At 65.0% G+C, this 24,759-nt stretch carries 21 protein-coding genes; 2 read left to right on the top strand and 19 right to left on the bottom strand.

Features of this window, described 5'->3' with window-relative positions:
- Positions 1-2: 2 nt before the first annotated feature.
- The 3 genes from GO608_RS09895 to fdhD are packed head-to-tail and all read right to left on the bottom strand — an operon-like array spanning position 3 to position 4,238.
- A complete protein-coding gene (locus GO608_RS09895) occupies positions 3-650 on the bottom strand; it encodes a 4Fe-4S dicluster domain-containing protein (protein ID WP_169200415.1) in 648 nt (215 codons plus the stop codon).
- Positions 647-3,403 (bottom strand): molybdopterin-dependent oxidoreductase, encoded by a 2,757-nt coding sequence (locus GO608_RS09890; RefSeq protein ID WP_169200416.1) that lies wholly within the window; start codon positions 3,401-3,403, stop codon positions 647-649. The genes GO608_RS09895 and GO608_RS09890 overlap by 4 nt, the downstream gene beginning before the upstream one ends.
- Positions 3,404-3,416: 13 nt before the next feature.
- Positions 3,417-4,238 (bottom strand): formate dehydrogenase accessory sulfurtransferase FdhD, encoded by an 822-nt coding sequence (gene fdhD, locus GO608_RS09885; RefSeq protein ID WP_169200417.1) that lies wholly within the window; start codon positions 4,236-4,238, stop codon positions 3,417-3,419.
- 310 nt (positions 4,239-4,548) lie between these two features.
- Between fdhD and paaX the strand changes: the two genes are divergently transcribed.
- A complete protein-coding gene (gene paaX / locus GO608_RS09880; protein WP_169200418.1) occupies positions 4,549-5,505 on the top strand; it encodes a phenylacetic acid degradation operon negative regulatory protein PaaX in 957 nt (318 codons plus the stop codon).
- A gap of 180 nt (positions 5,506-5,685) precedes the next feature.
- Here paaX and GO608_RS09875 read toward each other — a convergent pair whose 3' ends face one another.
- Positions 5,686-5,883 (bottom strand): YfhL family 4Fe-4S dicluster ferredoxin, encoded by a 198-nt coding sequence (locus tag GO608_RS09875; protein WP_053422058.1) that lies wholly within the window; start codon positions 5,881-5,883, stop codon positions 5,686-5,688.
- 252 nt (positions 5,884-6,135) lie between these two features.
- On the opposite strand from GO608_RS09875, the gene GO608_RS09870 reads away from it, so the two are divergent.
- Positions 6,136-6,615, top strand: coding sequence for a MarR family winged helix-turn-helix transcriptional regulator (locus GO608_RS09870; protein WP_169200419.1), 480 nt, complete (start codon positions 6,136-6,138; stop codon positions 6,613-6,615).
- Positions 6,616-6,750: 135 nt separating this feature from the next.
- Here GO608_RS09870 and GO608_RS09865 read toward each other — a convergent pair whose 3' ends face one another.
- From GO608_RS09865 to GO608_RS09795, 15 genes are all read right to left on the bottom strand, one after another.
- Entirely contained in the window at positions 6,751-7,938 is a 1,188-nt protein-coding gene (locus GO608_RS09865; protein ID WP_247002989.1) for a DUF3618 domain-containing protein, read from the bottom strand.
- Complete coding sequence (locus tag GO608_RS09860; RefSeq protein ID WP_169200646.1) at positions 7,935-8,333, bottom strand: phage holin family protein; 399 nt, start codon at positions 8,331-8,333, stop codon at positions 7,935-7,937. The genes GO608_RS09865 and GO608_RS09860 overlap by 4 nt, the downstream gene beginning before the upstream one ends.
- The gene (locus GO608_RS09855) at positions 8,333-9,118 is read right to left on the bottom strand and encodes a hypothetical protein (protein WP_247002987.1); all 786 of its coding nucleotides are present in this window, start codon (positions 9,116-9,118) and stop codon (positions 8,333-8,335) included. Before GO608_RS09855 ends, GO608_RS09860 begins: the two co-directional genes overlap by 1 nt.
- Positions 9,119-9,503: 385 nt before the next feature.
- Positions 9,504-10,433 (bottom strand): SphA family protein, encoded by a 930-nt coding sequence (locus GO608_RS09850; RefSeq protein WP_169198912.1) that lies wholly within the window; start codon positions 10,431-10,433, stop codon positions 9,504-9,506.
- 80 nt (positions 10,434-10,513) lie between these two features.
- Complete coding sequence (locus GO608_RS09845; protein ID WP_169198911.1) at positions 10,514-11,956, bottom strand: aldehyde dehydrogenase family protein; 1,443 nt, start codon at positions 11,954-11,956, stop codon at positions 10,514-10,516.
- A gap of 8 nt (positions 11,957-11,964) precedes the next feature.
- Positions 11,965-13,512, bottom strand: a complete 1,548-nt coding sequence (locus GO608_RS09840) for an FAD-binding oxidoreductase (RefSeq protein WP_169198910.1) — start codon at positions 13,510-13,512, stop codon at positions 11,965-11,967.
- On the bottom strand, positions 13,509-14,159 hold the full coding sequence (locus GO608_RS09835) for a hypothetical protein (protein WP_211159425.1): 651 nt from the start codon (positions 14,157-14,159) through the stop codon (positions 13,509-13,511). The genes GO608_RS09840 and GO608_RS09835 overlap by 4 nt, the downstream gene beginning before the upstream one ends.
- Before the next feature lie 7 nt (positions 14,160-14,166).
- Complete coding sequence (locus GO608_RS09830; RefSeq protein WP_169198909.1) at positions 14,167-14,469, bottom strand: c-type cytochrome; 303 nt, start codon at positions 14,467-14,469, stop codon at positions 14,167-14,169.
- Positions 14,470-14,946: 477 nt separating this feature from the next.
- Positions 14,947-15,714, bottom strand: a complete 768-nt coding sequence (locus GO608_RS09825) for a hypothetical protein (RefSeq protein WP_169198908.1) — start codon at positions 15,712-15,714, stop codon at positions 14,947-14,949.
- Between the two features lie 532 nt (positions 15,715-16,246).
- Positions 16,247-17,614 carry a sigma-54-dependent transcriptional regulator gene (locus tag GO608_RS09820; RefSeq protein ID WP_169198907.1) on the bottom strand — a complete coding sequence of 456 codons (1,368 nt, stop codon included), beginning with the start codon at positions 17,612-17,614 and terminating at the stop codon, positions 16,247-16,249.
- Positions 17,611-19,752, bottom strand: coding sequence for a PAS domain S-box protein (locus tag GO608_RS09815; RefSeq protein WP_169198906.1), 2,142 nt, complete (start codon positions 19,750-19,752; stop codon positions 17,611-17,613). Before GO608_RS09815 ends, GO608_RS09820 begins: the two co-directional genes overlap by 4 nt.
- A 57-nt stretch (positions 19,753-19,809) precedes the next feature.
- A complete protein-coding gene (locus GO608_RS09810) occupies positions 19,810-21,291 on the bottom strand; it encodes an AMP-binding protein (RefSeq protein ID WP_169198905.1) in 1,482 nt (493 codons plus the stop codon).
- Between the two features lie 34 nt (positions 21,292-21,325).
- Complete coding sequence (locus GO608_RS09805; RefSeq protein ID WP_169198904.1) at positions 21,326-22,645, bottom strand: TRAP transporter large permease; 1,320 nt, start codon at positions 22,643-22,645, stop codon at positions 21,326-21,328.
- Positions 22,642-23,163, bottom strand: a complete 522-nt coding sequence (locus tag GO608_RS09800) for a TRAP transporter small permease (protein WP_169198903.1) — start codon at positions 23,161-23,163, stop codon at positions 22,642-22,644. The genes GO608_RS09805 and GO608_RS09800 overlap by 4 nt, the downstream gene beginning before the upstream one ends.
- Positions 23,164-23,283: 120 nt before the next feature.
- Complete coding sequence (locus tag GO608_RS09795) at positions 23,284-24,333, bottom strand: TRAP transporter substrate-binding protein (RefSeq protein WP_169198902.1); 1,050 nt, start codon at positions 24,331-24,333, stop codon at positions 23,284-23,286.
- Positions 24,334-24,759: the final 426 nt, after the last annotated feature.

The raw sequence follows: 24,759 nt of genomic DNA, 5'->3' as shown, positions 1-24,759 counted from the left end.
GTTCACCCCTTGTCCCAGATGTAATACACGCCGGGGCCCGTGCCGAGTTCCTCGTGCATGCGAAACGATTGCGTCTCGGCCAAGAGCCGGCTGACGTTGCTGTTGGGGTCGTCGATATCGCCGAAGCTCATCGCTCCCGAGATGCACGAATTGACGCACGCCGGCGTGACTTCGGGGTCGCGCCCGGGCACCTGCCCGGTCCTCGCCGCCTCGTCGATGCGATCGACGCAGAACGTGCATTTCATCGACACCCCGATGCGTGCCGGGTCGAAGCGCACCTCTTCGGACTTGATCGGCGTGTCGCCGTAGGCGAACTTCGCCTCGTGCACGATCGAGCGCGCCTCGTACGGACAGGCCATCACGCAGTTCGCGCAGCCGATACAAGTGTCGTAGTCGATGGTCACAAGACCGTCGGCGCGCTTTTTCGTCGCCGTGGTCGGGCACACTTCCTCGCACGGCGGCTCGTCGCAGTGCATGCACGCAACCGGCACGAAGCTGCGGCGCACGTCGGGAAATTCGCCCGTTTCGATATCGAGCACGCGGCGCCACTGCACGCCCGGCGGCGTCGCGTTGGCGTTCTTGCACGCCGCCGTACAGGTCTGGCAGCCGACGCAGCGGCGCAGATCGATGGCCATCACGTAGCGGGTCATACAGTCTCCTTAGCAGCAACCTTGCGCAGCGCAACGCGCACGATGTCCGAACCCGAGCCAGTCGCATCGGTCAATTCGAGCGACATCGGCGCGATCGTGTTGAGGCTCGGCATGCCGAAATCCTTGGCGAAAGGCGTCGCCCAGTGATCGAACTGCCCGAGGATCACGAGCGTGTCCGGGCGCACGCCCTGCGCGAGCACGGCGTCGCCGTAGGTCGCGCCGATGTGCGAGCGGATCTCGACGCGGTCGCCCTCAGCGATGCCGAGGCTCTTCGCCGTCTTCGCGTTGATGATCACGCCGGTGTGGCCGCGCACGTTCTGCGAGACTTCACGCATCAGCGCAATCGAGACGTTGCCGCCGGTGTGGTACTGCATGCTTTTGGTCGCGAGCAGCCACAGCGGGAAGTCGTCCGGGTTGGCGCCGACATTGACGAGCTGCTCGGTCCAGCGTCCGGGCACGTCGTGCCACTCGGGCAGCGCCGTGTATTCGGAGAGCTGCGCGTCCCACCAGTGCATCTTCTGCTCGTGTAGCCGGTTGCCCAGCTCCCGGCCGATCCGCAAGAGGCGCTCCTGGTACGGCATCTCGTAGCGGAGATTGTGCTTTTCGAGCGTCGGCGTGAGGTACCAGTCGAGCTTCGACATCGGCACCGTGTAGAAGCCGTGCTCCTTGAACCATTCGAGGTCGTGGGTTTCGGCGCCATTCGACAGGCTTGCCGACGAAGCCTTGCAGATCGCGTCCCAGATCGGCTCGACACCATGCTCCTGGCTCAGGTCGAGCGAATGGTCGTAATGCTCGCCTTTGAGCGGTGCCCCGCCCCCGGCACCGCGGTTGAGCGCAGCGTTGTAGCCTTCGAGGAGCCCGGTGCGCTTCGCCAGCTCCGTGCTGATCCACGTGAAATCGCGCGCCTCGCCCTGCGGCGCCACCGCGGGCTGGCGCAGCACGACGCCGCGGTGTTCCCAGAACTGCTCGACGAACTTCGTGCCGCCGACCTTGATCATCTGCAGCGACTCGAGGTCAGTCGCCTCGGGCAGCAGCACGTCGGCCATCCAGTTGGTCTCGTCCACCGTGTAGGCGAAGCACACCGTGAAGGGAAACGTCGCGATCGTGTCGACCAGCGTCGGCGTGTCCCAGAACGAGATCGCCGGGTTCGAGCGATAGACGAACCACACGTCGGGCAGCGTCGGTACCGGCATCGACCAGTCGCTCGGCACTTCGCGCAGGTGCATCCACGCCAGTTGCGTCGGGCCCAGCGCCTGGCTCCAAGCGCTGTTGCCGACGATCGGCACGAGCGTGCGGTGCGCGTTGCGCCCCGTCGGCGTCGACACCCAGTGTTCCTTGTCGGTCGGGTTGAAGTTCTGCGCCATGAAGCCGTCTTCGCCGGCTTTGACGCTGACGTGGCGGTCATCGTGCGGGCGGTTCAGCCGCACCGTCGTGCCGAGCGTGCCGCCGGGGTTCTCGAGCGCGCCGACGAGAGTCGCCAGCAGCGTCCTCGCCCAGCAGCATTCGAACGCGCCCCAGCCGTTGTTGACCGACTTGCCGAGCGTCACCGCGACCGGGCGCAGCGGCAGAGTGTGGCCGTCGATGTCGATCGTCGCGCCGATCGACGCGGCTTCGAGGTATTCGTTGGCGATGCGCCGGATCGTCGGGGCCGGCACGTCGCACACGCCTGCCGCCCATTCCGGCGTGTATTTCTTCATGTGCTCGACGAGCATCGTGTACGCGGTCCTGCCTTCGACCGCGCCCATTTCGCGACACGCATCGTCGGCGTCGACGCTCACGGCACCGGCCACGGGGAAACACCCGGCCACTGCCGGCACTGCACCCGCCGTATCGAACGGCACGGCGCGCCCGCTCGCCTCGTCCCACAGCAGCGGTTTGCGGGTCGCCGCGTCGCGCAGGTACAGGCCATCGGGGCCGACGAGATACGGCGACGAGGTGCGATCACGCAGGAACGACACGTCGAGCTTGTCCAGACCCTGTTCGCACACCAGCACGTGGATCAGCGCGAACATGAACGCCGGGTCGGTCTTCGGCCGAATCGGCACCCATTCAGCGGAACAGGCGCCGGTCACCGACAGGTGCGGCTCGACCTGCACGCGCTTGTAGCCGCGCACGCGCGCTCCGGCGTGCCGCGTGACCGCGCACGGGCCGCCGGAGGCTTCGACGTTCGAGCCGATCGAGATCACGTAGTCGGCAAGCGGCGTGTCCGCCGCGACCGTGAAGGCGCGGTGCCAGAACTCGCCATACAGGTGCTCGGAGTGCACGCACTTGACGCCCTGGCCCGAGCCGAAGCTGAAGTCGATCGGACCCCACGCGGAAAGAAAGGCCGGGAACGTACCCATGTACATCGCCGGCGTGCCGCCATGGCCGAAGCTCGCTGCGAGCCGCGGCAGGCCGGCTTCGTCCGTCACCCCTTTCTCGCGCGTCGCGGTGAGCTTCGCGGCGACGAGATCGAGCGCCTCGTCCCACGACACCGGCACGAAGCCCGGATCCTCGTTGCGCCCCTTCTTCGGGTTCGTGCGCTTCATCGGCTGCAGCACGCGGTGCGGGTTGTAGGTCTTTTGCACCAGCCCGTAGGCTTTCACGCACACGCGCCCGCGCGCCGGATGCACATCCTCGGCGGCGAAGTTCGGCTCGATTTCGGTCGCGACGCCGTCGACGACCTTGACGGTCATGAAGTCCGGGCCGGCGACGCAGTTGTAGCAGTAGCTCGCGACTTTGGCGACCGACTGCGGCTTGGGGGCAAGCGTCATGTTGTTTCTCACCTCAATGAATGCGTTGCGGGTGCGAATACACGCTGTGGCGCTCGCCGCGTGCAAACCCGATCAATGTGACCCCGGCCGCTTCGGCCAGGCGCACCGCCATGCCGGTCGGGGCCGACACCGCCGCGACGACCGCGATGCCGACGGCGGCGGCTTTCTGCACGATCTCGTAGCTCGCGCGGCTCGTCATCAGCACGAAGCCGTCGCCGAACGCGCTGCCGCTGGCGGCGACCGCGCCAATCAGCTTGTCGAGCGCGTTGTGCCGGCCGACGTCCTCGCGCACGAATTCGACCGCCCCGTCCAGGCCGCACCACGCCGCCGCATGCACCGCACCGGTCAGGTGGAACAGGTGCTGGCGCGCGTGCAGCTCGGCCTGCGCCCGGGACAATGCGCGAGCCTGCAGCGCGCCGCGGCCCGCATCCACCGTGCCGAGCGGGCGGCCGGCGATCTGCTCGAGGCTCTCGACGCCGCACAGCCCGCAGCCCGTGCGTCCGGCCATCGCGCGGCGGCGCTGGCGCAGACCGGCGAAGCGTTCGCCGGCGATGCGCATCTGCACTTCGCTGCCCAGGGGGTGGTCGACAACTTCGATGTCGTAGAGCTCACGGGCCTCGTTGATGATGCCTTCGCTGAGACTGAAGCCGAGCGCGAAGTCTTCGAGGTCCTGAGGGGTGGTCATCATTACGGCGTGGGAAAATCCGTTGTACACGAGGGCGGCAGGAACTTCTTCGGCAACCAGGTCTTCTTCGCGGGTGGCGTCGCCGTCGATCCAGCGCTCCACCCCCACCCTGCCGTGCGAATCTGCGATCGAATCCGAATCGTGCCGCATCGCTCACCCCGCCAACCGGTTTCACCCCGATCCGCCGAGATTGGCGGATCAGCTCCTTCAATTGACCGTAACGATACAAATCAAGCCAATATAAGTCAATAGATTTGTATCGTTTTTCATCCAACGTTTCATGGTGCGATGCATCATTGCGCGTCGCGGCAGCGAACGTCGCATTTTGCTCTCCGGCGGCCGGGATCCGCTGTCCGAATCACGTTCCTTCTGTTCTTAAATCGCCCGAGCGGCGCTAGAATCAATCAGCATTCAATTCAATAACGAAATAACCTTCCCTCAGAGAAACACGTTCACGACAATGAAGAGCCGGTTCATTACGCAGTGGATCAACGACTACCTGGCGGAACGCCGCGTCCGCGCGAACTCGCTGATCATCACCATCTACGGAGACTTCATCGCCCCGCACGGCGGAACCGTATGGCTCGGCAGCTTCATACGGCTGGTCGAGCCGCTGGGCCTGAACGAGAGAATGGTCCGCACCAGCGTCTATCGACTGGCGCAGGACAAGTGGCTGGTTTCCGAGCAGATCGGACGCAACAGCTATTACAGCCTCACCGCCTCGGGTCGGCGGCGGTTCGAACACGCCTACCGCCGAATCTACGACGCACGGCAGCTACCCTGGAACGGCGAATGGCAGATCGTGATCCTGCCGTCGACGCTGGCCACCCCGCAGCGGGACGCGCTGCGCAAGGAACTGTCGTGGGCGGGCTACGGAACGGTCGCCCCGAGCGTGCTCGCACATCCGTCGGCGGATACCGAAACCCTGCTGGAAATCCTGCAGGAGACCGGCACCCACGACAAGGTCGTGCCGATGACCGCCACCAATCTTGGCGCGCTGTCGAACCGGCCGCTGCAGGATCTGGCGCGCGAATGCTGGAATCTGGAGGCAATCGGCGCGACCTACCGGGAGTTTGCGGACCGGCTGCGGCCCGTGCTGCGCGCGCTGCGCACCGCTCGCGACCTGGATCCGGAACAATGCTTTCTCGTGCAGACCCTGACGATGCACGATTTTCGCCGCGCCCTGCTGCACGACCCGCTCCTGCCCGATCAACTGATGCCTGCCGACTGGAGCGGCTCGGTGGCCCGCGAAGTGTGCCGCGACATTTATCGCATCACCTACCGTCTCGCCCAGCAGCACCTGATGGCGACATGCAAGACGCCCAATGGCCCGCTGCCGCCCGCCGCACCATACTTCTACGAACGTTTCGGCGGCCTCGAGGACACTACACACCGGGAAACGGCGGAGCAGCAGTAGCACAGAAACGCAGAACCGCACCTCCGCTGACTGCTGACCCGGAAACCGTTCCTGGTCAATCAATCCATAATGCGTTAATGATACACAAAAAGCGCTTTCGCGCTTTTTGTTTGTATCGTATTTCGTCACCCTCTCCGTGTCGGCGAGGGGCCGCCAGATCGGGCAACACCGGAAGAGGCGCTACGCAGCGACCAACGGCACGATGGCATCGACCGGACAGACGTCGATGCATTGCGGCGAGTCGAAGTAGCCGACACATTCCGTGCACTTGCCGGCGTCGATGACGAAAATGTCGTCTCCGGTCGCGATTGCATCGTTCGGGCATTCCGGAACGCACACGTCGCAGCTGATGCAGTCGTCGTTGATCATCAAGGCCATTACCGCTTTCTCCTGGTTTGTATGCTTGGGTCCATGGTGATTCGGCCCGGGTTGGCCGGAGGAGTGCATCGGCGGGAGGCACCCCTCCGGCTATCGCCAGCATTCCGATGGCCGAACGGTAACACCCGTAATGCTCCCAGTCAAATTGTTTGATGTCTAACAATACAAGCGCAGTTCAACGCGGAGCCGATCTGCGGTAGCATTCGACCCTGGAACCTGAGTGGCGCCCGTGACGCCAAGCCCGGAATGGACATGACAAAAAAGAAAACATCCGCAGACAAAGGCCTCGATTTCGGCATTCTGCCCAGTCTGGCGGGTTATCAGCTGCGGCTTGCACAGATCGCGATCTTTCGCGATTTCGCCGCTGCGCTCGGCGAGTTCGACGTCACGCCCGGACTGTTCGGCGTCATCGTCATCATTGACGCGAACCCCGGGCTCAAGCAGAGCGAACTTGCCCGTGCCGCGCACCTCGACCGCTCGACGGTGGTTTCGGTGATCGACAATCTCGAACGGCGCGGTCTCGTCGAACGACGCCCGGCCGAAAACGACCGTCGCTCGAACGCGCTGGTGCTCACTCCGGACGGGGTCGCGCTGCTGAAAAAGCTCAAGCGCCGCGTCGGCGAACACGAGAAACGGCTCGTCGAACACCTGTCCGAAGAGGAGCGCGTCACGCTGGTGAGGCTGCTGCAGAAGATCTTTCCGGAACAGCGTCTGACGCAGTCGCATACGTAAGCCAGATTCGGCGGAACGCTTCTGCAAAAACGACGGCGAGACGTCTTGACCTCGCCTCGCCGTCGCGCGTCGCATTATCGTTCGCGGAAGACTCCGGTTTCTTGCGCCCGCCCGGTTCGCTTGCGACCAGCGGTGCTACCTGCTGCCGGGCGACTTCGTGGACGCTGGAGTCGCGCCAGAGGCGGAGGCGCTCGCGCCGGCGGGACTCGTCCCTTGGGCGGACGGCGACGACCCGGTCGTCGCGGCCGAAGAACCGCTCGCAATTCCACTCGCGCCCGACGTCGAGGTCGCCTGCGCGCTCTCGGCCGTCCCCGACTTCATCGCGGACCCCGAACCGATATGCAGGATCCCCTGCCGCTCGGCCTCTCCCTTCGCGGCGGCAGCAGCCGCCTTGGCGACCGCCTCCATGCCGCCCGGTCCCGCGCCGGTCGTGTCGTCGCCTGCCTCCGCTGACCTGGCCTTGCGATCGACCTCGGACGCGGCGGCGCTGACCGCGGCCGTAGCGACCCGCTTGCCACGCTCCAGTTGCTCCTTGCCGGTCTCCGTGGCGCGATCGACAAGCTCATCGCGGTATTCACCGAGCAGTTCGTCTTCACGCCGCGTCGACGGCAGTCCCGCACCCAGCGCGGCGCCGATTGCCACGCCGATCGCGCCGAGCACGAGCGGCTGCTCGGTGGCCATATAGCTCCAACCGCTGGAGGCGCGCTCCGCGTAATGCTTGGCCGAATCGCGCGCGTGGCGGCCCTGTTCGCGCATCCGCTCGCCGGCGTGCGATCCGGATTCGCGTGCGTGCCCGACGCTTTCTCGCGCGCTGTGAGCCGCGCCACTGACACTTTCCCTGACGCTGCGCGCGGCGTCGCCGACGCGATGGACCACGTCGCTCACCGCCGAACTCGCACGCTCGGCCGCGCCCTTGATCCGTCCGGTCGAGGACTCGTCGTCCGCAGCCCTCGGGCGAGCGATGTGCTCTGCACTGCGCATATGCGTGCCCGTTCCCGACGCCATCAGCCACGCGAGGCCGACCGCGACGAGTGTTGCCGGCAGCGGGTTGTCCCTGACGCTGGCGCCGAGATTCGCCACGTAATCGCCCGACCCGCGCTTCGTGTAGTCGAGCACCTGGTCGAGCAATTGCCCCGGCGACAGCCGGCGCTGGATCGCCTCGAGCGTGTCGCCCATCCGTGCGCGCTCCGCTGCGATCTCGGCCTCGATCTCGTCCGGGCTGCGGTCGGATGTCATCGGCGCATCGGGCGCGCGCGTCTGCCCCTCGTCGAGATACTGCTGCGGCTGCCGGTAAGTGGCATTCCTGGGATTGTCTGTGTTCATCTCGTCTGCTCCTTCACGAATTCCTTGTCCCTGCGCAGCGATTGCGCGGTGCGCCGCGGCACGAGGTTGCGCGCGTCGAGGTTGTGGCGGCCGCGATTCAGCATCACCAGCCCGATGACCAGGACGATGACGCCGACGAGCAGCGCAGCGGCCCACAGGCCGATGTCGGCGAACACGGCGATCGCGCGCGCAATGCCGTCGAGCAGCACCAGCACGCCGGCGAACGCGATGACCCCGCCCACCGCGAGCGAGGTCAGCGCGGACGTCGTCTGCGAAATCTTTTCGCTCATCTCCGCCTTCGCGAGATCAATCTCCTTGCGCACGAGCGTCGAGGTTTCACGCATCAGATCGGTGAAGAGTTCCGGCAGGCTGCGGGTTTCCTTGTTGATGTCCATCACACTGGCCCTCCAGCCGGCAGCTTGGGTTCCCGTTCGCCCGGGGTGACGGCGGTACCGACCGAGGGATCTGCGCCGGAGACGGTGCGATCGAGCGGATTGGTCGAATGACCTGTGCCGAACGGGTGTTCTGCCGCGGGTGCGTGCGCGGCAATGGGGACGTTTGCGTCGTCCTGTTCGAAACCGGCGCGCCCTTGATAACGCTCGAAGTCGCTCCCGCGATCCCGCTCGCCGGCGCGCTCCTGTTCGTGCGGCCGCCGCGCGGAACTCTTCAACATTCGCGCAAGCCCGAACCCCAGGACCACCGCGCCGCCGAGAAACAGCGCCGGCTGCCTGCGCGCGAGGTCCTGCGCATCCGAGATGAGGCCGTCGACCTTCTTGTGCTCCATCGACCGCGCAAAACCTTCCAGCCGGTCCGCAGCCCAGTCAACGTAGTGGCCGACGCTCTGCTGCTCCTGCTGCTCGAGCTCGTCGCCGGCACGCCGCAATGCCCGGGCGAGACCGCCCGCGCCCTTCGCAACGCCGCTTTTCTGGCTGTCGAACAGCGACTCGGCGAGATGTTTCGCTTCGCGCCGGATCTCCCGCTCCGGCCGGCCGCGCCCGCCGTCGCCTCCGTCACCCGAAGCGTTGCCCCTGCCGGCACTCGTGTCACCCGGCGTGCCCACTTCCATTGTCGTGCCGACACCTGCCGCGGCCCCTGCGGCCGACGGCCCTGCCGCAGTGCCGCCGGTCGACATGCGAAACGCGTCGCCCGCGCCGGGGATGTCCGGATTGTTCGTATTCATCGTCGCCTCCTGTCACTCGGTTGCAGTCCATTCATGGCCAGAGCAGCGGCCCGGCCATCACGGCGAAGACAGGCAATCGGTGTGCCTTCTATGGAAGGCTCGACGGTGAACGAGGAAGGACAGTGGAACCGGCGCGGTTTGCTGGGGAAGATTTGTCCGACGCGCAGGCTGGGGTAGTCCCGGACGTTACGAATCCGGCAATCAAATACAGCCGCTCGCCTTGTGCTTGTAGAAAGGCTGCCGGGGCTTCGACAAGCCTGGCCCGAACGGAATCTTGTTGTCGGGTCGGCAATAACGCCGGGCAGCCGGATCTGATTCCGCGGCTTTTCCAGCCCCGTTGCGGGGCTGGCTGAGGAGCGAGATGTTCACCAACGAATCGCGGCACCTACAACGGCAGCACGACCTTGAACCACGCCTTGTCGCCACGGAATCGATTCTCCGCTTCCGTTTCATGCTGCCACTGGGCGATGAACATCGTCCCGGTCTTGCTCGTGTAGCTCACGCTCGGGCCGATGGCGAACACTTCACCTCGCCGCCCGGACGACCACGGGCCGATCGCCGACGAAATCTTCCTGCCCTCGAGCTTGTCGTCGGTGGTCTGCTTCAGATAGTAGCCGGACAGGCCCACCGCCCACGGGCCGATATGCTTTCCGACGACGTAGTCCATGTGAAAGTCGTCGCCGGACTCGTAATCCATTTTCGGCGCGCCGGGCGCCGGGCGGAAATCCTTGTTCTTCGACTTGATGTTGTACATGAACTTGCCGGACACCTCCCAGCCGGTGTCCGACAGCCATGTCATCGCGAAAATCGGTTCGATGCTCCAGTAGTTCGTCCCGATGCTCTTGCGCGGATCGCCGGACTTGTACTTGCCGCTCGGCAGGTTGAAGTCGAGCGCGACGGTCCAGTGCAGGTTCGGCGTATGCCAGGCAACGATAATCGGGTTGATCGTGATGTCGCCGAGATCGGTCTCCGACGCGCTGCGTCCGCCGAGCTTCACCTCCTGGCTGACCACCGGCACGATCAGGTGCATGCCCCAGTCGCCGCCGAGGATCTTCGTGTCGGTCATCTTGATGAAGCGCAGGGCGTCGAACCATGCGCGCACCGACGTGTTCGGTACCTTGTCGCCGTCGCCGTCGCGCAGCTGCGCGTCGTAATAGCCGAAGTAATTCAGGAAATAGTTGCCGGGCGGCGGCACTGCGCCGGCCAGCCAGTTTTCCGCGCCGTTCGGGTACTGGTCGCCACCCTCCTTCGCCACTGCATTGCCCGCCACCACGGCCACCAGCGCGGTGGCCACAGCCATTTTATTTAACTTCATGTTTTCTCCCTGATATTCGATTTTCCGCACCACCCGCCCCACACTGCGCATCGCGGCGCAGTGCCGGGGACCGGGCTGCATCAGAACGGGAACTGCCGCTGACCCAGTTGCACGGTGATCCACTTGAGTTCGGTCATCTCGTCCATCGAGTGATGCCCGCCCTCGCGCCCGAAGCCGCTGTCCTTGACGCCGCCGAACGGCACATGCGGCTCGTCCATGATCGAAGAGTCGTTGATGTGCACCATCCCCGCCTCGAGCCGCAGCGACAGGTCGAACGCTTTCTGCAGGTCGTTCGTGATCAGGCCCGACGAGAGGCCGTAGCACGAGTCGTTCGCGAGCTTCAGCGCCGCTTCGCTGTCTGCGGCGCGGATCACCGATACCGCCGGGCCGAAACTCTCTTCGCGGAACACCAGCATGTCGGGCGTCACGCCGGCGAGAATCGTCGGCTGGTAGAAAGCACCTTCGCTCCTGCCCCCGGTAAGCAGCGTCGCACCTTTACTGACGGCGTCGGCGACGTGGCCATCGAGCACGCGGCACTGCTTGCGGTCGATCAGCGGGCCGATCACGGTCTGCGGGTCATGCGGATCGCCGACCTGAAAGCTCTTGATCTTGGCGGTCAGCTTGTCGCAGAACGCGTCGAAGATCGGCGCCTCGACGATCAGGCGCGAGTTCGCCATGCACACCTGGCCCTGGTGCAGGAAGATGCCGAACGCGGCGGCATCGACTGCGTAATCGACGTCGGCGTCCTTCAGCACGATCAGCGGGCTTTTCCCGCCGAGTTCCAGCGTGATGCGCTTGAAGTGCTTGCCGGCCTCAGCCGACAGCTCCCGCCCGACCTCGGTCGAGCCGGTGAAAGTAATCATGCGGATGCGCGGGTCGGAGACGAAAGTGTTGCCGAGCACCGAACCCTGCACCGGCACGACGTTCAGCACGCCTTTCGGCAGGCCCGCGGCCTCGAAGATTTCGGCGATCTTGAGCCCCGTGACCGGCGTGTAGCTCGCGGGCTTCAGGATGAAGGTATTGCCGGCGGCGAGCGCGAGCGCGACTTTCTTCGTCGCGAGGAGGAACGGGAAGTTGAACGGCGCGATGCCCGCAATCACCCCCAGCGGCCGGCGCACGCTCATCGAGAACACGCCGGGGCTGTCCGACGGGATCGTCTCGCCGGTGATGCGCCGGCATTCGCCTGCAGCGCTGCGCAGCAGGTTCACGACGAACGACGCCTCGAACATCGCCTTGCCGAACGTCGAGCCGGCTTCGTCGATCAGCACCTCGGCCACTTCCGGGATGCGTTGCTCAAGGATCGTCGCTGCGCGCATCAAGATCGCCTCGCGCTCGTTCGCGAGCGTGCCGCCCCAGCTTTCACGCGCGCGGTACGCCACCGCGATCGCGCGCTCCAGATCATCGGCCGAAGCCTGATGCACGCGTCCGAACACTTCGCCGGTCGCCGGATTGAGGTCGTCGAGAATCGTGCCCGACGACGACTCGACCCATTCACCGTCGATGAAGAGCTTGTATTCCTTCATGTCTCCTCCTAGAGGCTGATGCCGCACCGGCCCGGCGCGATGATGTTGTTCGGATCGAGCGCCTGCTTCAGGCGCTTTTCGACGTCGCGCTTCACAGGCCCGTAAGTCGCTGCGACCTTCTCGGCGAATGCGGTGCTCGCGCGGTACATGCCGTAGCCTTCCTTCGCGAAGGTATGCAGCAGCTCGTCGTAGCACGCGTAGGCGTTCTTGGTCTGTGTGTCGTCCGAACGGTCGTAGAGGAGATCGATGACGTGATGCATGTCGCGCCAGCCGACAATGAATTCGCCGACGTAGTCGAAGCCGTACTTGCCGAGGATCTCCTTCGCCATCTTCATCTGCTTGAGCGTCTCGGAGCCTTTTGCCTGCGACACCGGCGCGAACCAGATCGAGCCGCCGCCGCCGCGCCAGTTGTACAGCCCGAACTCGCCGAGGTTCGGCTTGCCTTTCATCAGGTCGAAGCGGTATTGCAGCGCCTGGCTGCCGCGCGAAGCTTCTTCGGTGATGATTTTGCCGCCGGTGGCGGCCGCGACCGCCTCGATGATTTTCCAGTTCGCGTCGTTGGTTTCCTTCGTGCCGTAGAGACCCGCGTACACGTTCCACGCGCCGATGCCGTGGTCGGCCTGGATCTTCAGCACTGCGTCGTCGGAAATCGCGCCCTGCCCGGTGACGTAGTCGCTGCGCTTGACCGGCGTGCACGGCGCTTCCCACAGCGTGTGGGCGATCACCACGGCGTTCGGGATCACCATCGCGATGCGCAACGGGCGTAGCGCATCGACGATCTTCGTGATGTCGGTTTCGTTCGGGTACTGGATGCAGAACGGGCGGAAGTCCGGCGGCGCCGGCATCAGCCACATTCCCATTTTCGTGACGATGCCGTAGTTCGACTGCGTGAAGATGCCGTCGAGCGTCGGTCCGTAGCCCCACTTGAACACCTGCCAAGTGTTCGAATTCTCCATCGCGCCCATGCCGGTGCGCAGCACTTCGCCGTCGGCGAGCACGACTTCCATGCCGCACGAGAACATGAAATGTTCGCCGTAAGGCGTGTAACCGACGCCGCGGTCGACCATGTTGCCGACCGGGCCGGCGATCGCCGACGGCGCCGGGCACGAGAACCACAGCGGAAGGTTGTGCTCCTGCAGATAGTCGTAGAGCTGCTGGTAAGTCACGCCCGGTTCCACGAGCGCGGTGCACAACTCCGCATCGACTTCGATGATCCGGTTCATGCGCCGCAGGTCCAGGACGATCTGGCCGCGCTCGACTGGTGCTGCCGAACCGTAGCCGATGTTCTTGCCGGTCGAGATCGGATAGACCGGCACGCGGTACGTGTTCGCGACCTTCATGATTTTCCGGACCTGCTCGACGCCGTCCGGCATGACCGCCGCGGACGGCGCATGCTGCGCATCGGCCACCGGCACCATGATCTTGTTGTACGGCGCGAGTGGCTCCTCGTCGACGAGCACGTACTCGGCGCCGACGATGGCGCGGATCTCCTGCATCGCCTTGTCGAAATCGCCGGCCGTCACGCCTTTCGGCAGTACCCTGTTGTTTGAACTCATGCTGCGGTCTCCGTGGATGTATGACCTCGTCCGATGCTCGAGGTGTTGATGACGAAAGACACGAGGCTCGCCGCGGAAGCGCCGCTGGCGCTTGCGAACGCGTCTTCGGCAACTGCAGCCGGGCTGCTCGACCTGGCGCCTCCGCGACCGACCGCCTGGGCGTACAGGCGCCCGATACGGTCTGCCGGCGACGCGACGCCGTCGGACCAGACGAGATTCGAGTCGAGGCCGGCAACGGTGCAGCAGCTGCGCACCGCCCCTTCTGACACCCTGTGATGCGTCTGGATCACGCACGCCGCGCCGCGGGAAGCCGCGAGCTGCTGGACGATCACCGCCGAGGCATCGTCCATGACCCCGATCAGATGCCCGTGGCGCGCGCCGTCGAGGATCGACATGACGCTCGCGTAGCGGCCCAGCTCGTTGCCGTGCGGTGCAAGCCGGGCGACGCGCAGGCCCCTCGCCTCCAGGCTGCCGGCGATCCGTCCGGCGAGCGCCGCCGCAAAAGGCAGATCGACCTGGCTGACGAGGGTCACCGGGACTGCGGCCCCGATATCGGCCGGCGCGGCTGCGGCTGCGAAGGTCCCGAGCGGCATTCCGGCCAGCGCTCCGCCTCCCAACACTCCCTTGAGGAAATCACGTCGCTCCATAGCGCGCCTACTCTTTGGTAAGCGGCGCGCTGGCGCCGATCAGCTGGGCCACCTCGGCAAGGGCCGCGTCGTCGATCTCGCTCGGCCGGAAACTCGGCATCGCCCGATTGCCGTGGCGCACGACGCGCTCGATGTACACCTGCGGAAGCTGCCGGCCCTTGAGCACCGGACCGACATTGGCCTCGTGACAGTGCGCACAGACTTTCTCGTACACCTGCGCCCCGTCGCGCCACTGCCCGGCCCCGGCACCGGCCGCCCCCAGCATCGCCCCGGCGCCAATAACTAAACACGCCAACCTGTTGGCACGCATCCCGTTCTCCTCCCTGTTTCCCGTCTCTGCGGCATTCCCGCAAAGGCAGTAACGCAAGGTCCATGCCGAGTTGGGCAGCGCGGGTATTCTCCATTGTTTTCAGTCAGTTATGAAATCAGCTAGAGCGAGAAGCACAACGGGGAAAGTGTCGGAAATCTGGACATATTCCGGTATGGCGTGCCTATGCCGGTCGCTTTGTCCAGTTGTCCCGGGTTTTCGCCAGGGTGTCGCAAATTCAGGCAGTGTCGGTTTTTGCGACAGAACGGCGCGCATGAGCGTCTCGCCGAACGGCGGTACGCGGATAGAACGGGCACAGCCCCACTCGGTCGTGATGAACTTAATCGACCGTCCGCAAATGCGCGTCGGCGGGACATGCGTCGGCCACCCTCGACGGGGCTGCAGATCGCATGCCGCAAACGCGAGAAGTCGGCACCGCCGACAAGATCGGCAGGTGCCGGATTCTCGATCAGCGGCGAATCAAACCGCGGTGATACATCTGGCGGGCGAGTCGGCGACGATGCGGTTCCAAGCGACATACGCCGATGTAATTCCCAGCACGACCGCAGCAACGGGGCCGGCCGCCACCATGCCGACGTTCCACGCTCCAGCGCCCCACCCGATCGACCCGAGCAGCGAGCGTGCCGTGACACACTCTGCCAGGCCGCGTGAATTCGCGTATTGCACGGCCCCGAGCTTCAGGCCGACGACCGCCACGATCCCGCCCGGCGTGCCAATGAGCGCTGCAACTGCCGGATTGCCTTCCGCGAATCCCATACCCAGTGCTGCTGCAGTTGTGCCGATGTCGGCAGCCTGTCCGGCCATCGCAAGGTCCACCCCCTCGGCCGATTCGATGACGGCATGCTCTTCGCGTACCACCTGGCCCTCCTCGATATACAAGGACATCACGCCGCGTTGCTCGTAGGGCTCGCCGTCAAGCAGCATTACCGTGTGATACCAAGCGTCGATGCGATCATCGAATTGCTGCGCGTGGGTGATTTGGATTGTGCGGTCAGTCGATCTGGAATAGAGGTCAGCATAATCCGACTCGTGGGCCAGAAATGTCCCGTCCTCATAGCGCGCCTGAAATTCGTCGAGGGGCGAAGCGGACGCGTCGGCGGCCGCAAGGGCTCCTGCCAGGATCACGATAAGTGCGACCAGGAACGCTGTTGCGTCTTTGGAAAACGTTCCAGCCGACTGGTCCCCTGTATGTCGTTCAATTCGAGATGTACCCAGAATCGATGTCATGATCGCCCCCCTTTGGCCCGCTGTTGAACTTATTGGCGGATGGAATGCACGCAACCTCCGCTGCAGGCATTCGATGCATTTTGCGGGCCATAGCGAAAATCAATTTTACTTTCAATGGATTACGAACTGCGTCGAAGGCATGGAGCAGCCAGATGTAAAAATCTTCGACAAAATGTAACGGCAGGATCAGGCGGCCTTTTCGCTGCGGCGGGATCAGGGCGAGGGACCTGCATCACTGGAGTCGCCGCAAAGCCCTGCGCATTCCGCGGATTCAGCCCGGCACTTGGAGAGGAGTTGATGTCCCGCGTTACCTGACATCGGCACGCGTGAGCGGAAAATCGACTGCGGCGAGTTTCAGGTCGCGAGCGCGCCCTGCCTCGACCTGCGGAAACGGGAGGCGAGGCGCAAACTGCCGAACCGGTCGTGGCGCTCGGAGACAGGTGCCACCTGCGGAGAATGGCGGGAAATCGGCCTGCACAACGGCACATTGAAGTGACGGCCGAAAAACCCGCCGCCTCGCAGCAAGCCGTTACTAATCGGCAGGCTGGGTAGTGCGCAGAAAACGATACACCGTCGAGCGCGACACGCCGAGCGCGTGGGCTGCGGCGCTGACGTTGCCGTCCAGCTTGTCGAGCACCCAGACGATGTATTCGCGTTCGAATTCTTCGAGAGGCGTGATGGCGGAAAAGGCACGGCGCGCAGCGGAAGCCGTCGATATTTCCGGCGGGATCGACAAGATCGAACAGACCGTAGCCTCGTCGATCGTCTCGCCCTCGTGGAAGACCAGCAGGCGCTCGATGACGTTGCGCAACTCGCGCACGTTGCCCGGCCAAGGATAATCGGATAGCCGGGACAGCGCCGCCGCGGAGAGGCGCGGCAGGCGGGTCAGGTGGGATGCGGCGCGGCGCATCAGGTAGTCGACGAGCAGCGGAATGTCTTCGCGCCGCTCGCGCAGCGGCGGGACATGGATATGGACGACGTTCAGGCGATACAGGAGGTCGTGCCGGAATTTGCCCCCCGCGACCAGCGCATCGAGGTCGCGGTGCGTCGCGGCGATGACGCGCGCGCGGGTGTGCCGCAGCGCGGTCGCTCCGAGTTGCCGGAATTCGCCGCTGTCGAGCACGCGCAGCAGCTTCGCCTGGCAGGCGGCGGGAAGTTCGCCGATTTCGTCGAGGAACAGCGTTCCGGCGCTTGCGACCTGGAACAGGCCGTCCTTGTCGCTCGTCGCCCCGGAGAACGCGCCCCGTTTGTGGCCGAACAGTTCGCTTTCGACGAGATCGTCATCGAGCAGACCGCAGTTCAGCGGCACGTACGATTCGGCCGCGCGGCCGCTCCAGCGGTGCAGCGCGCTCGCGACGACCTCTTTGCCGGCGCCGCTCTCGCCGGTGATCAGCACCGGCAAGTCGAGCGGTGCGGCCTTGCGGACGAGCGCGAGGGTGCGCTGCCAGGCGGGGCTCGCGCCGATCACGGCCGCCTCCTCCGGGCCGCGCAGATGGGCGATTTCGGCGCTCAGTGCTGCGCAGCGCTGTGCCATCGCACGCTTTTCGAGCGCACGCTCGACGACGATGTCGAGCTCGGTCAGCTTGTAAGGTTTCGACAGGTAGTCGAAGGCCCCGAGCTTCATTGCCGAGATCGCGGTGTCGACGTTGCCGTGCCCCGTCAGGATAACGACTTCGATCAGCGGGTCGAGCTCCTTGAGGCGCTTCAACACCTCGATGCCGTCGATGCCCGGCATCTTGATGTCGACGAGCGCGAGGTCGATTCCACCGTGTTGCGCACATTCGAGCGCCGCTTCGCCGTCCGCAGCTTCGCTGAGGCGGTAGCCGGCGCGGCCGAGCCGGCTGGTGAGCAGCTGGCGGTACAGCGCCTCGTCGTCGACGATCAGGATATGTCGGTTCATCGGTCCGCCCCCTCGATGCCGGCTTCGTCGTACGGCAGCGAAATCCGGAACCACGCCCCGCCTTCTTGCCGATTGCCGCAGGTGATCCTGCCGTGCAGCTCGGACATGATCCCGTAGCAGATCGACAGGCCGAGGCCGGTACCGCGGCCCGGCGGCTTCGTCGTGAAGAAGGGGTCGAAGACATGGTCGATGACGCCCGCAGGCAGACCAGCGCCTTCGTCGAGCACGCCGAACTCGACGGCGTCGTCCGCGCTTCGCAGCTCGACCCGCAGGCGGCCCGCGCCGTTCATCGCGTCGCGTGCATTCTTGACGAGGTTCTGGAGCACCTGGTCGAGCAGCGTCGGGTTCGTGCGCACCGGCGGCAGGCGCTCCTCGATGTCGAACGTGATCTCCAGCCCGCGCGTGAGGCCGACCTCGCGATACGAGGCAAAGCGCTCACGCACGTACAACGCGACGTCCACCGGTTCGATCGGCGGACTCTGTCGGCGCGAAAAAAGCAGCAGATTGTCGGTGATCGCCTTGCAGCGCTGCGCCTGTTCCTGGATCGTCGTCAGCCCGTCGCGGATGATTTCCAGGCCGGGGATCTGCGCGGCATTCGGGATCGCCTCCATCAGCGACTGCAGCTCTTCGGCGAAGCCCGACACGAGGCCGAGCGGGTTGTTGATCTCGTGCGCGATGCCGGAAGCGAACTGCCCCAGCGAACTGAGGCGATTCGCCTGCGCGAGCTGTCGCTCCATTTCGCGCCGGGCGGTGATGTCACGCGCGACGCCGATCACGCCTTCCGCTTTGCCATTCGTCAGCAGCACCGCGGTGCTGACTTCGAGGAGGCAGTTCGTCCCGCCCGGCGCCTCGATCGCGATCTCGAACGGCAGCCCCGGCCCGCCGGCCAGACGCCGCCGGAAATCCCGCTCCAGTCGCAATGCCGACGAATGCAGCATGAATTCGCCGCAGCGTCGGCCGATCGCGCGGTCCGCGGGCACGCCAAGAAGCTCCGCCATGCGCGTATTGACGAAGCTCAGGCGCCCGTCCAGATCGAGGATGTACACCGCATCGTTGATGATGTCCTGAATCTGCTGTTCCCGATTCTCGAGCCGCGCGGCATATTCGGTGAGCTTGCGTTCGCGTTCCTGTTGCGCAGTGACATCGAGCGCGAGACCGCTGTAGCCGACGATCTTGTCGTCCTTGATGACCGGCTCGACCTGCAACTGCACGGGGAAAGGGTGTCCGGCCGAATCGCTCATCACGACATCGAGGCGGCTCACACTGCGCTGCCGCGCGCTCTGCTTCAGGAAGCTCGACGCCTGCGCGCGATACTCCGGCAGCACCAGATCCTTCAGGCGCAGCGACGGCAGCTCGGCCTCGTCGATGCCCAGGCGCGTCCGCCCGGCCTTGTTGAGCTGCACCAGACGACCGGACAGATGCAGCGCGAAGACGATTTCGGGCAGATCCTCGATCAGGTTGCGGTAACGCTGCTCGGACGCCTCGAGCTCGCGCGTGCGCTCGAAGACCTTGGTTTCGAGTCCGTTGATCTGATCCTTGATGTTCAGCGGCTGGAAATACTTGCGCAGTTCGGCGAGTTCGGGCGAGCCGTCGTCGGCATTCATCAGCGTCCACGAACAGCGCTCGTCGCCGCGCCCTTCGCATTCGTGCTCGATGCAGATCATGTCGGTCTGGAACACGAACGACGCGAAGCCGGACGCGTAGCCGGCCAGCGTCCAGCACACCGCTTCATGAGAGCGGCCGAACAGGCGCAAGTGCTGCTCGGCTTCGTACGAGCGGCGCCAGAAACCGCCCATGCGATAGCGCCGGCGCTCGCAGTCGATCTCGACGGAGCGGGTCTCGACTTCGGCGATGCCGGCGAACATGTGCGTGCGCGGGCCGCCGCGGACGAACTGCTCGATCGTGTCCGGATGCATGTACGCGGCGAGGAGGCCGGCATCCTCGTGGCCGCAACTGAAGCCGTAGCGCGTCAGGACGACTTTCGCCGCCTCCGCGCCGAGCGTCTCGACGAGCTCCTTGCGCAGCGCTCCCATCGCATCGGTATGCAGCAGGATCGCGCGACGGCCGCAGAACTCGATCGCCCCTTCGTTGGGCCGCAGCTCGACGAGGGAGAAGAAATCAAGTTCGTCCGCGCGCATTCCCGTTCTCCCCTACCGTGGCAGAATTTTCGCAATGCGCGCGGGGCCCACCTCCGGTCAGGACACGCCGACTGCGCTCTCGTGCAATGCCCGCAGACGCCCGCGCTGAAGCTTGCCGGTGGGTGTCAGCGGCAGCTCATCGAGCCAATGGACCCAGCGCGGACGGCGATGACCGGGCAGCGTCGCAATCCCTTCGTCCATCTTCCGGCGTGCTTCGCTGCCGCGCTCCGGCGCTGCCACTGCGAGCACTGCGAGCGCCGTCAGGCCGTCGGCGGAGCTTACCCCGACGGAGGCGATCTGATGAAGCGTTTCGCCACAGACCGATGCGAGCGACTGCTCCACCCACAAGGTGCTGACCCACTGGCCGGCGATCTTCAGCATGTCGTCGTTGCGCCCGGTGTATTCGAAACGCCCGTCGGCGTGGCGCAGGAACATGTCGCCGGGAGAAAACCAGCCGTCGCGGAACCCGTCCGCCTGCGCCTCGGGCCGCTTCCAATACGCGAGCGCGACTGCCGAATGGCGGATCCACACGCGCTGCGGCACGTCCGGATCGACGTCGTCGGCATGACGGACTTCGGTCAGCGGGGTCGGCCGCATCAGGCCGGAATCGTCGTCGCTGAAGAGCATCAGGCACAGCGTCTCCGACGTCCCGTAGCCGCTGATCAACGTGTGGCCCGTCGCTTCGCGCCAGTCCTGCCGCACCCCCAGCGGCAGCGCTTCGCCGGCCGAGACGTAGTGGCGGATGCCGTATTTCGCGATCCGCCGCGCGACGCCGGTCTGCAGCATCTTGCGGTACAGCGTCGGAACGCTGAACAGCAGCGTCGGGTGGTGTTTTTCGACCATGTACTCGACGCGCTCGGCGGTCGGCCATTCGCGATCGAGGATCACCGTCGCGCCGACGCGCAGACCCGCGAAAAGGCTGTTGCCGAGCGCGTAAGCGAAGAACAGCTTGGAACTGGCGTAGAGCCGGTCCGCCGCAGTCAGCCCGAGGATGCCACAGGCGAACGAATGCGCGTCGGCGACCGTGCGCTGCGCATGGACGACGCCTTTCGGCACGCCCGTCGTCCCGGACGTCCCGATCCACAGGGCGGCGTCCTCGGTGGCGCGCTCGAGCGGCGCGATAGCTTCGGCCGCAGCGAGGTGCGTCGCCCAGTTGGACGTGCCGGGGCCGTCCGCGACGATCTCTGCGGCGGTATGGGCTTCCGCGACGAGCGCGCTGGCCTGCTCGTTCTCGCACCAAACGAAGCGCGGCTCGCATTCGTTGAGGATCGGCGCGAACTCGTTCATCGACAGGCGCGGATTGACGCCGATCGCGACCCCGCCCGCCCAGATCGCGCCGAGGTAGGCAACGACCCAGTCGACACTGTCCGGCGCGAACACGATGACGCGATTGCCGGGTTGCAGGCCGAGTGCCTTCCACGCGCCGGCCGCACGGCTCACGCGGTCGCGAAGCACCGCGTAACTCACTTTTTCATCGTCGCATTCGATCGCGATCGCCGTGTCGGCGCCCGTCGACAACAAAGTTTCCGCAGCATTCATTGCGATTTCTCCTCTAACCCGGAAGGCCCGGATTTCATTCAATCACCCGGACCAGAAACAGCGTCAGGACCGGGAAGAAAACCAGCAGGACGACGCGCAGCGCGTCCGACATCAGGAACGGCACGATGCCCCGGAAAGTCGCCGACATCGGGACATTCTTCGCCATGCTGTTGATGATGTAGACGTTCATTCCGACGGGCGGCGTGATGAGGCCGACTTCGACGACCATCAGCGCGAGGATGCCGAACCAGATCGCCTTCTCGGACTGGTCCAGGCCCCAGAAGTCGAGCCCCATGATCACCGGAAAGAAAATCGGGATCGTCAGCAGGATCATCGACAGGCTGTCCATGACGCAGCCGAGGAACACGTAAATCACGATGATCGCGAACAGCACCAGCAGCGGCGGCAGTCCCGAACCCGAAACCCAGCTCGCCAGTTCCGCCGGCATCTGCGTCAGCGCGAGAAACACGTTGAGCACGTCGGCCCCGAGCAGGATCAGGAAGATCATCGCCGTGGCCTCGGCGGTCGAGTACAGCGACTCCATCAGTCCGTCCAGGCGCATGCCCTTGGCGACTGCCAGCACCCCTGCCCCGATCGTGCCGACCGAAGCGGCCTCGGTCGGCGTGAAGATGCCGCCGTAGATGCCCCCGATGACGACGACGAAGATCGCCAGCACCGGCCATACGTCGATCAGCGCACGAATGCGCAGCGCCACGCTCTTGCGTTCCCCCGCCGGGCCCGCATCCGGGTTGAGCCGACAGTGCAGCGCGATGACGGCGATGTAGCCGAGGGCGGCGATGATCCCGGGAATGAGCGCCGCCGCGAACAGCTTGGCGATGTTCTGCTCGGCGAGGATCGCGTAGATCACCAGCACGACCGACGGCGGAATCAGGATGCCCAGCGTCCCCCCGGCGGCCAGCGTCGCTGTCGCGAGTGCCGGCGAGTAATTGAGCCGGCGCAGTTCCGGCAGCGCGACCTGCCCCATCGTCGCCGCCGTCGCGAGCGACGAGCCGCAAATCGCGCCGAACCCTGCGCAAGCGCCGACCGCCGCCATCGCGACCCCGCCGCGGTAATGACCGATCATCGATTCGGCGGCACCGAACAGCGCTTTCGACAGGCCACCGCGCGACGCGAAGCTGCCCATCAGCAGGAACAGCGGGACGACCGACAGATCGTAGATCGAATAGCGCCCGTAGGCAGCGGTCTTCAGATAGCCGAGCAGCGGATCCCAGCCCGCCATCGTGACGTAGCCGGCCACGCCGGTGATCAGCATCGAGATTGCGATCGGCACCCGCAGCGCCAGCAGCACCAGCAGGAAAACGAAGAAACTTGCACCGATTGCCGTACCGCTCATGCTGGCTGCTCCCGGAATTTCTGTGAGGACGTGTAAAACGCGGTCGCGGCGAGCAGCGCGAAAGACGGCGACATCAGCATGTACGCGTACCAGGTGGGCACGCCGAGCAGCATCGAGGTTTCACTGCTGGCCCTGAGATCGACCGTGCCGATCGTCATTCGCCAAGCCACGATCCCAGCGCAGATGGCGAGCAACAAGGCACCGAGACCGTCGAGTCGTGCCCGCATACAGGGGCGCAGGCCGGTCGTGAAGAAGTCGACAAACACGTGGCTGCCGCGCATCTGGCCCCACGGCAGGAACGCGGCGACCGCAACGGCGGAACCGATCTGCACCAGTTCGAAGTCGCCGAGCACTGCGTTGCCGGTCAGCGCGCGGCTCGCGATGCTGAACACCGACATGATGCTGACCGCGACCAGCACCAGTCCGCCGGCCGCGGCGAACGTGCGGGAAAGGAAGAACAGTGAGCGGCCGATCGGGTCCTGCGGTGCACAGACCGGCGTTGCAATGGGTTCGGACATTTGAAGTCTCCCGGTGAGGCGATCCCGGCCGGCGAGCGATTCGTCGCCGGACCCGCAGACCGCGGGTCATGTGGCCGCGATGCGAACCGAGGCGGTTCGCATCGCGAGGTGCCGAATGCTTCAGATCGGATCGTGCTTCTGGATCAGGTCCTGCGCGCTCTTGAGCAGCGCCTTGCCGTCGTATCCCTTGCCCGAGACTTCCGAAACCCACGAGTCATAGACGTGCTGGCCGGCCTTCTCCCACTTCTTGAGTTCGGCTGCGGGGATGACATTGAACTGGTTGCCGCGGTCCGACGCCAGTTTGCGCGCGGCGGCCGCCGACTCGTCCCACACCTTGCCGACCCACGTCGAGGCCTCTGCTCCGCCATTGGCGTCGATGACCTGCTTCAGGTCGGCGGGCAGGCTGGCGTACTTCGCCTTGTTCATCGCGAAGACGAACGCGGTCGTGTAGAGCGCGCGCGCTTTCGGGTCGCCTTCGCTGTGGAACTTGACCAGTTCGTGGGCCTTGACCGCAGGGACCACTTCCCACGGCAGCATCGCTCCGTCGATGACGCCTTTCGACAGCGCTTCGGAAACCTGCGGCACCGGCATGCCGACCGGCGTCGCACCGAGCGCGGCGAGGAACTTGTTCGTCTGGCGCGTCGGCGCCCTCAGCTTGAGGCCGCGGAAGTCTGACTGCTGGGTGATCGGCCCTTTGACAAGGTGCAGTTGGCCGCTGTCGTGGACGTGGAACAGGATCGGATGAATGTCCTTGAACTCGGTCTGGTCGAGCTTGTTCACCGTGACGTATTCCCACAATGCACGACTCGACAATTCCGCCGTCTTGGTCATGAACGGCAACTCGAACACTTCGACCGCGGGGAAGCGCCCGGCGCTGTAGCCGGGCAGCGTCCAGACGATGTCGGCGATGCCGTCACGCGCCTGATCGATCAGCTGCGGCGGCGTGCCGCCGAGCTGCATCGCCGGGTAGATCTGGCATTTCAGCCGGCCGGCGGATTCCTTGTTGATCTTGTCGCACCACGGCGTGATGAACTTCGCGTGCGCCGTCGAACCCGGCGGCAGAAAGTGATGCACCTTCAGCGTCACTTCCTGCGCCGACGCTGCACCGAACGCCAGGGCCATCGTCGCCCCGGCCACTACCTTGAATCCCGCTGAAATACCTTTGCTCATCTGCTCCTCCGGTGTATCGGTTCGTGGTTTTTGTTTTCCTGCACGATAGGCCTGGGGCAGGCGCCCCACAACACGAAGCACCGCCTATTTTCGCTTCGATTGATGAATATCAAACAATCTACGATATTCATAAATGCCTCTTGCCAGGGACTTCGCAAGCGGGTTGTCCCCGACCTCAGGACGGCTCTGCAGCGGCACGCGCCGTGAAGCATCCGATGCCTGATGGATGAATTCGTTGATCTTTTGTTTGACTTGTAACTATTTGTTAGACACGATTCGGAAAATACATTGGCGCAAGAATGGTTATCGCCCCGGCGATGCGCCGACAAGAACCGGCACAGGTTTCACCAGGGAGAGCAGCACCTTTCATAACAAAGTTCAACTTGCCGGCCTGCATCGGACGAGTTTGCAACGGGCTTCGAATCC

This window comes from Aromatoleum buckelii (genome assembly GCF_012910785.2).
In the GTDB taxonomy this organism is placed as follows: Bacteria; Pseudomonadota; Gammaproteobacteria; order Burkholderiales; family Rhodocyclaceae; genus Aromatoleum; species Aromatoleum buckelii.
Note: the sequence above shows the minus strand (reverse complement) of the source record. Positions and strands in the feature narration are given on the sequence as shown.